Source organism: Candidatus Flexifilum breve (genome assembly GCF_016713355.1).
In genome coordinates this window covers 104,285-118,431 of the sequence record NZ_JADJPI010000039.1, presented here as the reverse complement: position 1 = coordinate 118,431, position 14,147 = coordinate 104,285, and the positions used below count along the sequence as shown (strand labels likewise).

12 protein-coding genes are annotated in these 14,147 nt (G+C 61.6%); 9 read left to right on the top strand and 3 right to left on the bottom strand.

What is annotated here, in order from left to right; translation table 11 throughout:
- The first annotated feature begins 258 nt into the window (after window positions 1-258).
- From IPK17_RS36925 to IPK17_RS36900, 6 genes are all read left to right on the top strand, one after another.
- Complete coding sequence (locus IPK17_RS36925) at window positions 259-1,101, top strand: hypothetical protein (protein WP_343422751.1); 843 nt, start codon at window positions 259-261, stop codon at window positions 1,099-1,101.
- Between the two features lie 105 nt (window positions 1,102-1,206).
- Window positions 1,207-2,385 (top strand): SH3 domain-containing protein, encoded by a 1,179-nt coding sequence (locus IPK17_RS36920; protein ID WP_343422750.1) that lies wholly within the window; start codon window positions 1,207-1,209, stop codon window positions 2,383-2,385.
- Window positions 2,386-2,498: 113 nt separating this feature from the next.
- Window positions 2,499-3,950, top strand: coding sequence for a glycoside hydrolase family protein (locus tag IPK17_RS36915; RefSeq protein ID WP_343422749.1), 1,452 nt, complete (start codon window positions 2,499-2,501; stop codon window positions 3,948-3,950).
- Between the two features lie 255 nt (window positions 3,951-4,205).
- The gene (locus IPK17_RS36910; RefSeq protein ID WP_343422748.1) at window positions 4,206-5,489 is read left to right on the top strand and encodes a GAF domain-containing sensor histidine kinase; all 1,284 of its coding nucleotides are present in this window, start codon (window positions 4,206-4,208) and stop codon (window positions 5,487-5,489) included.
- Between the two features lie 239 nt (window positions 5,490-5,728).
- Window positions 5,729-6,961, top strand: coding sequence for a winged helix-turn-helix domain-containing protein (locus tag IPK17_RS36905; RefSeq protein ID WP_343422747.1), 1,233 nt, complete (start codon window positions 5,729-5,731; stop codon window positions 6,959-6,961).
- Window positions 6,962-7,159: 198 nt separating this feature from the next.
- Entirely contained in the window at window positions 7,160-7,840 is a 681-nt protein-coding gene (locus IPK17_RS36900) for a DNA alkylation repair protein (RefSeq protein ID WP_343422746.1), read from the top strand.
- Between the two features lie 57 nt (window positions 7,841-7,897).
- Here IPK17_RS36900 and IPK17_RS36895 read toward each other — a convergent pair whose 3' ends face one another.
- Window positions 7,898-8,401 (bottom strand): DinB family protein, encoded by a 504-nt coding sequence (locus IPK17_RS36895; RefSeq protein WP_343422745.1) that lies wholly within the window; start codon window positions 8,399-8,401, stop codon window positions 7,898-7,900.
- Window positions 8,402-8,488: 87 nt separating this feature from the next.
- Window positions 8,489-9,706, bottom strand: coding sequence for an MFS transporter (locus IPK17_RS36890; protein ID WP_343422744.1), 1,218 nt, complete (start codon window positions 9,704-9,706; stop codon window positions 8,489-8,491).
- A 791-nt stretch (window positions 9,707-10,497) separates the two neighbouring features.
- Here IPK17_RS36890 and IPK17_RS36885 point away from each other — a divergent pair.
- Genes IPK17_RS36885 through IPK17_RS36875 form a run of 3 tightly spaced genes read left to right on the top strand, consistent with a single transcriptional unit; the run spans window position 10,498 to window position 12,660 of the window.
- Window positions 10,498-11,097: a nitroreductase family deazaflavin-dependent oxidoreductase gene (locus IPK17_RS36885; protein ID WP_343422743.1), complete on the top strand. Its 600-nt coding sequence runs from the start codon at window positions 10,498-10,500 to the stop codon at window positions 11,095-11,097.
- A complete protein-coding gene (locus tag IPK17_RS36880; RefSeq protein WP_343422742.1) occupies window positions 11,090-12,001 on the top strand; it encodes a tetratricopeptide repeat protein in 912 nt (303 codons plus the stop codon). Before IPK17_RS36885 ends, IPK17_RS36880 begins: the two co-directional genes overlap by 8 nt.
- Entirely contained in the window at window positions 11,998-12,660 is a 663-nt protein-coding gene (locus IPK17_RS36875) for a hypothetical protein (RefSeq protein WP_343422741.1), read from the top strand. Before IPK17_RS36880 ends, IPK17_RS36875 begins: the two co-directional genes overlap by 4 nt.
- 381 nt (window positions 12,661-13,041) lie before the next feature.
- Here the strand turns inward: IPK17_RS36875 and IPK17_RS36870 are convergent, their stop codons facing one another.
- Window positions 13,042-14,142 (bottom strand): M24 family metallopeptidase, encoded by a 1,101-nt coding sequence (locus tag IPK17_RS36870; RefSeq protein WP_343422740.1) that lies wholly within the window; start codon window positions 14,140-14,142, stop codon window positions 13,042-13,044.
- Window positions 14,143-14,147: the final 5 nt, after the last annotated feature.

Here is a 14,147-nt window from a genome sequence, read left to right as displayed (position 1 = left end):
CTTTCTGGCCGTCCGCTGACCACGGACGCGCAGAAGCGCGTCCCTACAAGCGTTCGCTTGTTAAAAGTGTTCTGTCCTCAACTTAATTCGGGGATGGGATCGGACTTTGGCCTCTTCCAACACCCTTCAGCCACGTCCCGCCGTCCGCTGTTTTTCGCTGTGAGCTAACCGCTAATCGCTAACGGCTCATCACCCACTTGAACTTTTGTGCCCATTTGCGGTTATTATATGGATACGAACGCAACGGAAAGGGCGCATATGGCACAGCGCGTGCTGAGAGACAAGGCGGCACGAAGTATCCCCATCATCGTGCAGAACACCGACATCGATCAGCAGTATCCCGAATGGGCGCGGCGCAACAATCCGATTGTGCGTCGACATCTCGGCCCCTATTGGAAGACGCTGCTGCCCGACCTGGGCTTGATCGTGCGCCTGTTTACGCTGCAAGCGGCCTTCGTCGCCGTGTCGTATGTCCTGCCGCTGCTGTTCACCGTGCTCATGCCCACAGTGACCGTGTCGTTGGTGCTGCTGCCCGCCGCCGCGCTCATCTATTTGCAGGTGCTGGCGAGCGTCGCCATCATGAGCACCACGAGCATTGTCAGCGAACGCCGCAACGAAACGCTGCCCCTCCTGCTAATCATCCCGCGCCCGCTCATGCAGGTGCTCTACAGCAAACTCGCCGCGGTCATCTGGCGGCAAATCGAAAACCTCGGCTTGATCTGGTTGGCGGTGGTGCTGTTCAGCATGCCGCTGCTCATCATCCAATATGATGTCGTGTTCTCGCTGGAAGACAACCCGATTTTGATGCGCGGGGCGCTCATCCTTGCGCAGTGCGCCGCGTTGATTCGCGTGTTTCTGGAGCCGATCATGGTCGGCGCGCTCGGTCTGCTGATGGGCGCAACGCTGTGGGCGCGCATTCCCGCGATTGTCGGCACGGTGCTGCTCGCCAGCGGTTATTTCTTCGCCCTTAACTTGCTGCGCCTGCTGCCGCTCGACCCGGCGCTGCGCCTGTTCGTCGAGACCATCCTCCCGCTGATCGCGCCGATCCTCATCACGCTGGTGGCGCTGCGCCTGACCGCATGGGCGCTCCAACGGGACTAAAAGCTCAGGCAGCGTACAGCTCCCGTGGGGTAAGCGTTCGCAACTTTCCCGTTAGATTCGCTACAATGGAAAGTGTGACGGTTATGCACGAGAGGTTATTGTGTGATGACGAAAAAGCGACTGCTTTTGCTGGTGCTGGCGCTGATCGTTGCGGCGGTCGGTATCCCGATCAGCGCGCAAAGCGATCCAGCCCAAGACAACCCCAATGCGCAAATTACGTGGCCACCGCCGGTCTATGTGCTGCGTGGTGAATTTGAAATTCGCGGGTCGGCCAATGTCCCCAATATGGCCAACTTCTTCATTGAATTCCGTCCGTTGGACGAGCAGCTCCAACCCCCCGCGGGGCGTGAAGTCTGGTTCCCGGCCTCGCTGCCGAATGCCGCTGCCGTGCAGGATGATGTGCTCGCCGTGTGGGATACCTCGGTGGTTCCCGATGGCATCTATGAACTGCGCTTGACGGTCAATGTGACCGGGGGCACGGCGATCACCGATGCGGTCGGCCCGGTGCGGCTCGAAAACACGCCGCCGCCGTTCGCCCCGGTGGTGCTGCCGACGAACACACCCGTACCGCAGGTTGTCCAACCGACGACCCCGCCGCAGCCAACCGCAATCCCGACCGAAGACCCGACGCCGCGCGTCACCATCAGCACGCCGACCGGCAACGTCCGGCAGGGCGATGGCACGAACTACAACATCATCGTGACGCTGACGCAGGGTACGGTGCTGGATATCGTCGGCATTTCGACCACCGGCTCTGGCTGGTACAACGTCCGCCTGCCCAATGGCAGCACCGGGTGGGTCGCACCGAGCATCGTCACGGTGAGCGGGAATGTTGGCGGACTGCCACGCGTGCAGCCTCCGCCGCCGCCTGCGACCCCGGTTCCGACGCCGGTTCCGTTCACGGCCACGCCGACCAGCAGCGCGAACCTCGTCGCGGGCATCGTCGTGCTCGAACCGGCGACGCCGACCTGCGGTCAGACGTTCAACGTCGGCTTTGACGTGGCGAACCTCGGCTCGACGGCCAGCAGCGCCAGCGGCACGGTCTCGCTCGTCGATGTCCGCGCGGCAGATGGCTCGACGCAGGGTACGACCATCGGCGGCTTCCCGATTCTGTCGCCCGGCCAGACCTTCCGCGTCGTCATGCCGCTGACGGTCAGCACGTGGTACAACGAAACCCACCGCATCACGTTGATCATCGACCCGTCGAACGCCATTCCGGAAAACAACGAAACGGATCAGCAGCGCGTGGTCGAATACGTCCTGCAAAAGGGTTCGTGCCCGTAAATCATTAGGACTGAGTCTACAGGACTGAGGACTGAGTGGGTCAGAGGACAAGTGAAATTTACTCAGTCCTCGGCCCTCAGTCCTGAGTCCTTCACTTTTCTTGAGGAGCTTATATGCGTCGATGGTTTATTCTGCTGCTGGTGCTGATTATGGTCGCGCCAGTCGCCGCGCAAGACGCGACGGTCAGCATTGATTTCCCGTATGCGGTCTATGACCTCGCGGGTGCGGTCGATGTGTTCGGCACGGTCAACCTGCCCAACTTGCAAAGCTACTATCTCGAAGTCGCGGATTACGCGCAGCCCGTTGACTCGGCGCTGTGGACGCCGATCACCTTGCCGTCGCGCAACCCGGTCACGGGCAGCGTGATCGCGCGGTGGGACACGACGGTCGTCCCGGATGGCGTGTACAACCTGCGCCTGCACGTGATTCTGACCGATTTCACCGAACAGTTTGACGTGGTCGGGCCGCTGCGCGTAGCCAACCAGCTCGTGCGCCTCGATGGCAGCACCGCGCCGATCATCGCTGCACCAACTGTCGAGCCACAGGTTGTGGAACCGCAGCAGCCGCAAGAGCCGACGATTGTCCCGCGTCCGAACGTCGTCAACGAACTGCCGATCCCGGTCGGCGGGCAGATGGATGACTTCGACGAAAGCGCCGCCGAACTCATGCGCGCGGCGGGTATGACGTGGATGAAGTGGCAGATCCCCTATGTGATCGGCGACGACTCGCTGATCAACGTAGCGCGCGATCGCATCAACTGGTCGCATGAACAGGGCTTCTTCGCCTTCCTCAGCATCAAGGGGCTGAAGGACGAGCTTGCGGCGCAGGGCGATGCCTACTATCCGCAGTACGCCGATTTCGTCGGGCGCATCGCCGCGCTCCAGCCAGACGCGATTCAGGTGTGGAACGAAATGAACCTCGACCGTGAATGGCCGCAGGGGCAGATCGATCCCCGCCAGTATGTCGAACTGCTGCGCCAAGCGCATGACGCGATCAAGGCCGTCGATCCGTCGATCCTCGTGGTGACGGGTGCGCCCTCGCCGACGGGCGCGGAAGGCGCGTTCGGGCTGGATCGCGTGTGGAACGATGATCGCTACTACCTCGGCATGGCGAATGCGGGCGCAGCGAATTTCGCCGACTGCATCGGCATTCACTACAACGAAGGCATCATCCCGCCGAACCAGCAGGGCGGCGACCCGCGCGGCGACTACCCGACGTACTACTTCCCATTGATGCTCCAGCGCGCCTCGTTCCCGTTCAACAGCACGCCGACCCAGTTCTGCTTCAGTGAAATGGGCTACCTGTCCCCGGATGGGTACGGTGAACTCCCGGGCGGCTTCGCGTGGGGCGCAAACACGAGCGTCCAGGAGCAGGCCGACTGGCTGCGCGACGCGATTCAGATCGCCGCGGAGACCAGCGACGTGCAAACGCGCCTGATCATTGTGTTCAACGTCAACTTCACGCGCTTCGTTGATGGTGACCCGCAGGGCGGCTACGCCATCATCCGACCGGACGGCTCGTGCCCCGCGTGCGACGCCATCGGCTCGCTGCGCGGCGCTGGCTGAGTAACCTCACCCCGTAACAGGGTTGTCCGGTACGCAGATATTCTGACCCCACCCCCAGCCCCTCCCCGAATTCAGGGAGGGGAGACGGAAAAAGCCTCTTTTCTCCCCTCTCCTCTAGGAGAGGGGCCGGGGGTGAGGTTAAATCTGCCCTTCGGCAAAACCTAACAATCTTCAGACATTTGTGAACATTACTTCCGGTGGCTTTCGTGTTAGGATCGCGGCGTAGGAATTTGGTTAGTATCAAGTAGAGTCCGTATGCCGTCCCCCGTCCCTGCCATCCAACCCGACGACTCCCTGAGCGATTCCGCGGCGCTCGCGCTGCTTAACCAGCGCATTGATTTCTTCGCTGTCCTGCAGGAAGTCGATGCTGAACTGAATCACGCGCTCGAATTGAACTCGGTTTTGCAGATCGCGCTGCATGCCGCGCAGATTGTCAGCCGCGCCCAGTCCGGCTGCATCGCCCTCTTGGACGACAACGGAGAGGTGACGCTTAGCCGCGGGTTTGGTGGCTACACGGAACTGCCGCTGCTGCCGGAGATCGGCGTGCCCGCGCGGGCGCTGCGCCAGGCGAGCGCCGAATATGTGCCGGATGTCAGCCTCGATGCCGAGTATGCGGCGGTCATCCCGTCAACGCGTGCGCAGATGGTGCTGCCCCTGCTGGCCCATCACAAAATCATCGGTCTGCTCAACATGGAAACCGACGCGCCGGATGATTTCACACCGCAAGTCTTCGAGTTTACGAGTCTGCTGGCGGCGCGCAGCGCCAGCGCGACCGAGAACGCCCGGTTGTACGAGCAGTCGCAGCGGCAGCTCGGCGAACTCCAGCGGCTGTATCACGAACTGAGCGCGCTTGAACAGCTCAAAACCGACATGATCCGCGTGGTGGCGCATGATGTGCGCAGCCCGCTGGCGATCATCTACTCGTACATGGATCTGCTCAATCAAGACCTTGAGCCGTACATGACCGAGCATCATCGGAACGCCGTCCGCACGATTCGTAAGTCCGTCGGGCGCATTGATCGCATGTCCGCGGACATCCTCGCGGTCGAACGGTTGGAGACGGACACGTCTCTGCCGGAGGATATCGTCGCGTTGGGGATGGTGCTCCAGACGGCCGTTGACGAGCACTATGACGAGTGCCGTGACAAGAATCAGCAGCTTACGTTGAGCATTCCCGCCGACCCGGTGTATGTGACGGGCGATCAGGGGCAGCTCCGCGAGGCGATCAACAATCTACTGGATAACGCCATCAAGTACACGCCGGAACGGGGCCGCATCAGCGCGCGCCTGCTGATCACCGAGGGGTACGGGCAGATCGAAATTGAGGACAACGGCTTCGGTGTGCCGGATGGCGAACAAGCCCGCCTCTTTGAGCCCTTCTCCCGCATCAAAATGAGCGAAGCGCGCGGCATTGAGGGCAACGGCCTCGGACTGTACCTCGTGCGCAAGATCGTGGCGCGGCATCGCGGCGACCTCGTGTGGAACAGCGTGTATAAGGTCGGGAGTATCTTCGGCTTTCGGATTCCGCTCTATCAATAAAGTTGCACATTTGTGCGAATTTTGATATCCTCTCCGTATTGCTTCCAAACAATTTGCCTCACCTCTTGCGTCCTGAGATTGGGGCGTGCACCGGTGCAGTTTGAGGGGATTACCCCTCACCCCCAACCCCTCTCCCACGCAAGCGGGGAGAGGGGCGGCATGGCGAGTCGGCTGGCTCCCCTCCCTGAATTCGGGGAGGGGCCGGGGGTGGGGTGCTGAGGTGAGGCCGGAGACACCGTATGACTCTGCGTACCATCACGCCCGAAACCGTGCGGCGGTTGGCGATCCGCCGCCAACACCTTGATGCTGACCGTCCCCCCGCCACTGCCGAGGGCATTCTCGGCGTCGCCCGCAACCTCGGCTGCTTGCAGCTTGACCCGATCAGCGCAGTGGCGCGCTCGCATACACTGGTGGTCTTCAGCCGGGTCGGCGCGTATGACCTCAAACTCCTCGACAAATTGCAGTGGGAAGACCGGGCGCTGTTCGAATATTGGGCGCACGTCGCCTCGATTGTGCTGACCGAGGACTTCCCCATCTATCACAAGCGGATGCGCGACTACTGTACCGGCGTCGACGGTTGGTCAGAGAGTGTGCGTCAGTGGGTGAAAACGAATCAAGCGCTGCATGATTTCATCCTAAAAGATATCACCGCAAACGGTGCGCGTCTCTCGCGTGAACTCGAAGCGGATGGCTTGCATCCGGAAGGCTGGGTGTCGAGCGGGTGGACGAGCGGGCGCAACGTCAGCCGCATGCTCGACTTTTTATGGTCGTCCGGCACGATCATGGTGGCGGGGCGCAAGGGCGGTCAAAAGGTGTGGGATTTGACCGAACGCTTTTTGCCCGAATGGACGCCCAAAGATGAATGGGATGAACGGCAGGTGACGTATGCGGCAGCGCAGCGGGCGATCCGCGCGCTCGGTGCGGCCACGCCGCAGCAGATCAAGGTGCATTTCATTCGCGGGCGCTACCCGGATCTACCCGCCGTGCTGGCTGATCTCGAAACCGACGGTTTGGTGCAGCGCGTCAAGGTCGACGGTGACAAGCGGACGTGGTACGTGCACACCGCCGATCTGCCGCTGTTGGGCGCAGTCGAGGATGGCGATTTCCGCGGGCGCACGGTGCTCCTCTCTCCATTCGACAATTTGATCTGCGACCGCAAGCGCACCGAAGAACTGTGGAACTTCTACTACCGCATCGAAATCTACGTGCCCGCCGATAAGCGCGAATACGGCTACTACGTGCTGCCGATTCTGCACGGCGACCGCTTCATCGGGCGCATCGACCCGACTTACGACAAGAAAAGTCAAACGCTGCGCATCAATGCCGTGTATGCTGAAGCGGACGCACCCAAAAACAAGGCCACTGTGCGCGCGGTCAAAGGCGCGATTGAGGAGTTGGGCACATTCCTCAAAGCCAAGCAGATCACGTACACCGAGCGCATTCCGAAGGGCTGGGAAGGGGTTAAGGCATGAGGGCCCGACCCCACCCCCGGCCTCACGCCTCCGAATTCAGGGAGGGGAGCCAACATCACCCGCCAAAGTAAGTTGGTTTTCGTAGGGACGCGATTTATCGCGTCCGCAAAATGCCAAAAGACAGCCCATACCGTCAAGCCTCAACCTTCGAGTGAGGCCGCTATTTTCGTAAACGGAGTTTGAGTGGTGAGGTGAGCGATGAACTTTGCGGAAGTCATGCAAGCGTTGGAACAAGCGGGAACTGCGCAGACGCGCAAGACTTACATGCGGCACGGCGTCCAGGGTGAACTTTTCGGCGTGCTGACCAGCGATCTCAAAGCCTTGCAGAAGAAGATCAAGCAGGATCACGCACTGGCGGTGAAGTTGTGGGAATCGGGTAACTACGACGCCCGCACGCTGGCGACCATGATCATCGACCCGGCGCAGATCACCGAGGAACAGATTGACCGCTGGCTGAGCGCTCTCAACAACTACGCCGATACCGATTATCTGGCGGGCGTTGTCGCGCAAACCAAGTTCATCATGCCCAAGATGCTCGAATGGACGGCGGCGGACGGCGAATGGATCGAAACTGCGGGTTGGGGCTTGCTCAATCATCTGGCGCTCAACGATATGACGCTGCCCGACAGTTTCTTCGACCCGTATTTGCAGCGCGTGGAGAACGAAATCCATACAGCCAAAAACCGCGTGCGCTACAACATGAACAACTTCCTGATCTGCGTCGGTGCGCGTAACGAAACGCTGCGCGCCCGCGTCGAAGCCCTCGCGCGGCAGATCGGCAAGGTCTATGTCGACCACGGACAAACCGACTGCAAGACGCCGGAGATCATCCCGTATCTGGAACGCATGTACGCCCGCAAAGAGAAAAAGAAGGCGTAGGTTAACCTCATCCCCAGCCCCTCTCCCACGGGAGAGGGGCTGGGGGTGAGATCCCCGTTATTCCAACCCGGCGCGTTGGTTCAAGAAGACAGTGAAGTCAATATCGCCCGGCGAGTGACCGTAGCCCGTGAGCATAGACGCGACTTCACTGCGATGCTGCATGCCGTGATTCACGACATGGAACAAGCAGTGCCACAACACGCGTTCACGGAGCGCGCCCGTATTCGTGTGATAACGGATGATGCCCTGCAGATCGGCGTCGCTCAGACCGTCGAGATACGCCCGCATGATCTGCTCGTCGGCCTGCCAACCTTGCTGGAGCGCGTCGACCGTGGGAAAGTCCGCAGGTTTGAGTTCCGGCGCGCCGGGGCGACCGCACAGCAGTTCGCGCCAGCCCATTTCCGTGTCGAGGATGTGCACGAGCGTACCCTCAACGCCGCCCCAACTGTGCGCGGATGGCGCCGTGAATTGATCGGGTGTGAGCTGGGCGGCGACCGTCAGCAGGTGGCGGTTCGCCCAATAGTTGTAGTCAAACAGGTCGCGGACTGCCTGAATATCCATCGTTTCTCCCTCATATACTCTGAGCCGAGGTGCTGGCTGGCGACGGAACGCCAGCCTCTGCGATCCGCCGCCAAACGTTCACTCAGCTTACTGCACATTCTCTTCTGCTGCTGCGGTCAGCGTTTTCTGACCGCGTGGAATGCCAATCGTCAGCGCAATGGGGCCGAGCAGCATCAACCACATCGCCGACCCGAGGCCGAACGCCTCCGCTACCACACCGATCATGAGCGGCAGCAGGTCATGAATGATGCTCGTCACGCTGTTGATCGTCACGACCAGACCGCTGCGCCCCGGCAGCGCCGAGTAGAGCTGCGCCTGCAAAATCGAGTACCAGCCCGCATTGGTGAAACCGAGTAGCGCCACGATGATCAGCTTGGGGATGAAGCCGGGCACGAGCAGAAACGCCGGGTAGAGGATGAAGTTGAGCGCGGCGCTGATGCGCAGATAGGTGAGGCCGCGCACGCGTTCCAGCAGCGGGATGAGCAGCAGGTCGCCGATCAAGCCGACACCCGCCCACACCGCCACCGCAATGCCCGCGCTCGATTCGCCCGCGCGCACCACATCGACGAAGTAGAGCGCGAGATAGGCGTTGAGGATGTCCATCATCAGGTCGGCGAATTCGAGCAGCACCAGCCAGCGGATGATGTTCCAGTTGCGGATCGCCCGCCACACTTCGCGCAGACTGGCGCGCACGCCCGCCTCTTCCGGTTCGGCGATCTGCGCTGATTTGGCGAAGGGGAAGCGCGTTGCCGCGAACCAGATCACCAGCGCGATGATCGCCACCGCGAAGTAAGCGTCGCGCCAATTGCCCGTCGTCCCCATGATCGCCCCGAGCAGCAGCGGCCCAACGAACACGCCGACCGCACCCGCAAACGTCCAGCGCGCCATGTTCTGCTCATGGCGGGTGGGATCGGTGTCCATGAGCGCGGCCTGCGACAGGCTGACGAATGCGCCCGACGACGGGTAGAAGAGGCAGAAGGCGAAGATCAGCATGAGGAAGTCGGTGCTGAATCCGGTCAGCGCCAACGCCGCGACAAAGCCGACGCCCCCACCGAGAATCAGGCGGCGGCGCGCCTTACCATCGGCGATCAGCCCGAACAGTGGCTCGATCACCATGGCGACCAACCCCGGAATCGTGAACAGCAGGCCGATCTGCACGTAGTTCAGGTTGAGCGCGTCGCGAATCAGCGGCAGGGCGGCTTGATCCAGTCCAAAGGCCACCTCGTCGACGAATTCGATGGCGAGCAGCACGAACACAAAGAGGCCGACGCGGCGCGTCAGCCGGCGGCTGAGAAACTTGAGCATATCCAATTGTCTCCTGTTGGGAATCAAAATATGCCGTTGGCAGTCTGCCCACAGCATCGCGAGGAAATATGCGGTTAGCGAGTGATTAGATCAACCGCGGCTGCGGCAGCGCACGAGCATCGTCATCTCTCCCAAGTCCGTGCGCCTATCATAGGCGAATTTGCGCCTGGAATGCAACCCTTACGGCGAGCATGGTCTTCTGTAGGGATGCCCAACAGGGCGTCTGGCTCGTTTCTAGTCCAGCGGACGCAATGAATTGCGTCCCTACGAAAACCAATTTGACTTGGCGAGTGATGTTGGCTCCCCTCCCTGAATTCGGTTGAGGAGAGGACAGTTTTAACAATCGGGGATGGGGGACGGGCCGCCGCAACGGCGCGCCATTTGCCCGTCCCTACGTCCCCCGGGGTGCCTTAATGGCTCCCAATGTTAAAACTGTCCCTCCGTCAACTGAATTCGGGGAGGGGCCGGGGGGGCGGAATCTGACCTTTTTAAACACGCTCGTATCGCGTCCCTACGAGAAACACCGTCTTAGTGTAGGGACGCGCTTCTGCGCGTCCCTACAAGGTGTCGTTAAGGGAAGACAGTCTCGAAATATGAATACTGCCCTGCTGTGAACCCCGTTTAACGGCGAGAGGGGACTGGAATGAGGGGCGCATCCCGAATGATCAAGGTTGGCTGGGCGTCTTTGCCCCGCTGCGCGCAAACTGCTGGGCCGAACCGCGCAACCACCCGTGCGCACAAACGTAGATCAGAGTAAGATAGGGCTAGGAAACGAGGTCTTTATCAAAGTTATGATCAACGGACAGCTCATCCCTCATCCTCGGGGCGTGCAGCGCGTGTTTCTGAAAATGCCATTATGGATGTATCGCGCCGGTCTTGGGGAATTCTTGAACATGACGCGCATCATGGTGCTGGGCACAGTGGGCCGCCGCACCGGGTTGGCGCGCTACACGCCGATTGAATATCGGCGGCACGGCAGCAAAATTTATGTGATGTCTGGTTGGGGAGAACAGCCCCACTGGTATCAAAATCTGTTAGCGTCGCCGGAAGTGACGCTGCAGCTCGGCAAGGAACGCATCGAAGCGCGCGCGACCGTCGTCACCAACGCGGGGGAGGTGCTGCGCGTGCTGCATCTGTTTCGCCGCGCTGCGCCGTTTGTGTATGATCCTATGCTGGCGCGGATGAGCGCGCGCGACTCGATTTCGCCCAAGACGCTCCCCGAAGTCAGCGACCGTTTCACCATCGTCCGGTTTGATCCGCAGCCCAACGCGCCGGAAACCCCGCTGCCCCCCCTGCCAACCGATTTCGCGTGGGTGTGGGTCGGGTTGATCGCCGCGGGTGTGTTGACTGCGCTGATCGTCAGTCTGGTACGCCTCGCAAAACATGAGTGAAAATGTTCTTCGTCAGGTGCGCCTGGCGCTGCAAACGGGCGATTATCCCACCGCCATTCAGGGACTGGAAAGCGCCGCGCATCTTGCGCGGGAGGCGGGCGACCGCGCGGGCGAAGGGCGGCATCTTGGCAACCTTGGCCTGATCTACCACCGCCTCGGCCTGATGGAACAGGCGCTGCAAGCCTTTCACCGCGCGCTGTTGAGCGCTCGCGCCGATGGCGACCGCTTGACCGAGGATGGCCTGCTCGGCAATATGGGCAACATCCTGCGCGAAATGGGGCGCTTTGACGAGGCGATTCTGCATCTGAATCAGGCGCTGACGCTGGCGCGCGAAGTCGGCGATGAGCGCGGCCGCGGCATCTGGTTGGCGAATCTCGGGCTCGTCTACGATGATATGCGCCAACCGGAAGACGCGGTGCGCCTGCACGAAGAAGCGGTCAGCATCGCTCGGGTGCTCGCTGATCAGCGCGGGCTGGCGGTGCGGCTCGGCAACCTCGGCAACAGCAATGTCGCGCTCCATCAGTTTCAGGCCGCCATCCCCCTGTTTGAAGAATCGGCGCTGCTCTACCGTGACCTCGGCGAAAAAGGCATGCAGGCACAGCGGCTCGGCGTGATCGGCAATCTGTATGCGGCGTTAGGGCGCAGCGGCGGGTCGCGTCGCAACCAGATCGAATACCAGCAAAACGGGCTCAAATACTACGTCCGTACTTTGGAGATCGTCCGCGAACTCGGCGATCAGCGCAGCGAAGCCGATCTGCTCCGCTCGCTTGGCGCGCTTAATCTCGAACTGCGCAGCACCGATGAAGCCATCGTCGCGCTCGACGAAGCGGTGCGTCTGTATACCGCGCTCAACCTGCCGGAGCTGGTCGACTCCACCCGCGCGCTCTATCCGGAGGCCGGATGACCGTTCGCCGCCGCCGTTGGCCGTTCGCGCGGTGGCGGCCGCTGGCGAATCCATTTGTGCTGCATCGCCCCGTGGCGGTCGTCGTGCGCGCGGATCCCGCTCTATCGGTGCAAACGCTGATCGAAGCCGCGCGCCCCAGCACGGAACGCCTGCACCTGCGCAACCTGTTCATGGAGGGGCGGCGCTACTACATTCAGCCGCGCGCGACGGGCTTTCGCCTGACCAGCGATACGCGCCAGGTCTGGGGCGGTCGCCGCCGTCGTACCGGCGTCGCTGCCGCCGTTTTCGGTGAGGTGTCCACCCTAGAAGGCGACGAGTCGATCACCGCCATTCGCCTGACGACGCGCATCCACGCGCCGTACATCCTCAGCTCGTTCCTCATCCCGGCCTTCATCGGCTCGATCATCGCCTCGCTGCCGTGGGCGACGCCCGTCCGCGCCCTGTTGATCGCGCTGCTGTTCGCGCTGTCGTGGTTCGGGCACTGGGTGAATGCGGCGCTGCAAGTCAGTGAGATGATCTATTTCGTGCGCAAGGCTCTCGAACACTTCCCGCCCGTCGAAGTGGGGACGCTGCCCGCCTCCGTGCCGCATGTGGTCAACAAGCCGCGGGATGACTTCCGCACCGAATGGCAAAAATTCTACGACGAACACGCGGGGTAAAGCGTAACCTCACCCCATCCGAATTCAGGGAGGGGAGCCAGCAACGCCTGCCAAGCTGAAGTGATCTTCGTAGGGACGCAATTCATTGCGGCCGCCTCTTTGGGCTTTGGCTAATGCAGACTGTTCGATACGGGGAAAACACACGTAGGCGAGAGGCTTGAGGGTGTTGAAAAAGGTCAGATTCCGACCCCACCCCCGGCCCCTCCCCGAATTCGGGGAGGGGAGCCAACATTGGCCTGCCAAGCCAAAGTGATCTTCGTAGGGACGCAATTCATTGCGTCCGCCGCATCCGACCCGGCGACGGCCCCACGCCTCCGAATTCAGGACGCGGAGCAAGAAAAGCCCCTCTCCTGAAGCAGAGGGCGCGGGTGAGGTTGACCTTTACCCCGGCAGTTGCAGCGACCGCGGGAAGCTCGTCAGCACGTCGAGACCCGTCTCCGTGATGACGACGTTATCCTCAATGCGGACGCCGCCCATGCCCGGCACGTAAATCCCCGGCTCAATCGTGAAGCTCATGCCCGGCTCCAGCAGATCATCCATGTTCGAGGCGATCTGCGGGATCGGTTCGTGCCCGCCGAGGCCAAGGCCATGCCCCGTACGATGCGTGAAATACGGCCCGTACCCCGCCGCTTCGATCACGCCGCGCGCCGCCCGATCGACCGCGCCCATCGGCACGCCCGGCTTCGCGACGGCCTGCGCCGCGAGATTGGCCGCCAGCACCGTGTTGTAGATCTTCTGCATTTCGGCGGTCGGCTGACCGATGCAGAACGTGCGCGTGATGTCGGCTGGATAGCCGTCGATGCTGCCGCCGAAGTCGATGAGTAGGAATTCGCCCGCTTGCAGCGCGCGGTCGGTCACAAAGCCGTGCGGGTTGTCGCTGTTCGGTCCGGTCTGGATGAGCGCGTCAAAGGCGAGACCATTGCAGCCTTCGCTGAGCACGAGTTCGCTCAACCGCGCGCTGATCTGCCGCTCGGTCATGCCCGGCTTGACTTCGCGCAGCAGTTGTTCCAGCGCGCGTTCGCTCGCCTGAATGGCCGCGCGCATCAACTCGACTTCGTCGGCTTTCTTGTGCGCGCGGATGTTGATCAGTTCGCGTTCGACCGGGACGACTTGCAGCGTCGGGTCGATGCTCTGGAAGTTCATCCATTCGGTGACGCGCATGGTCATGCCGTCGATGCCGATGCGCTTGCCCGTCAATCCGAGGTCGTGGATGGCTTTGGCGAACGCGCCCATGTGGCCTTCGGTATCCGACCACGGGAAGGCGTTGACTTCGAGATCCGGTCGTTTGGTGATCTTCTGCAGTTCCAGCTGTGGGATGATGATGCTCAAGCCCTCCGCGGTGAAAATGGCGACCACCGGACGTTCGGAGAGGTGAAATTCCAGCCCGGTGAAATAGATCATGTTCGAACCCGGCACGAGCATTACGGCATCGACGCCGCTGATCGCCTGTAAATCGTCGATGCGGGCTTTGTAATCCAGCATGGCTT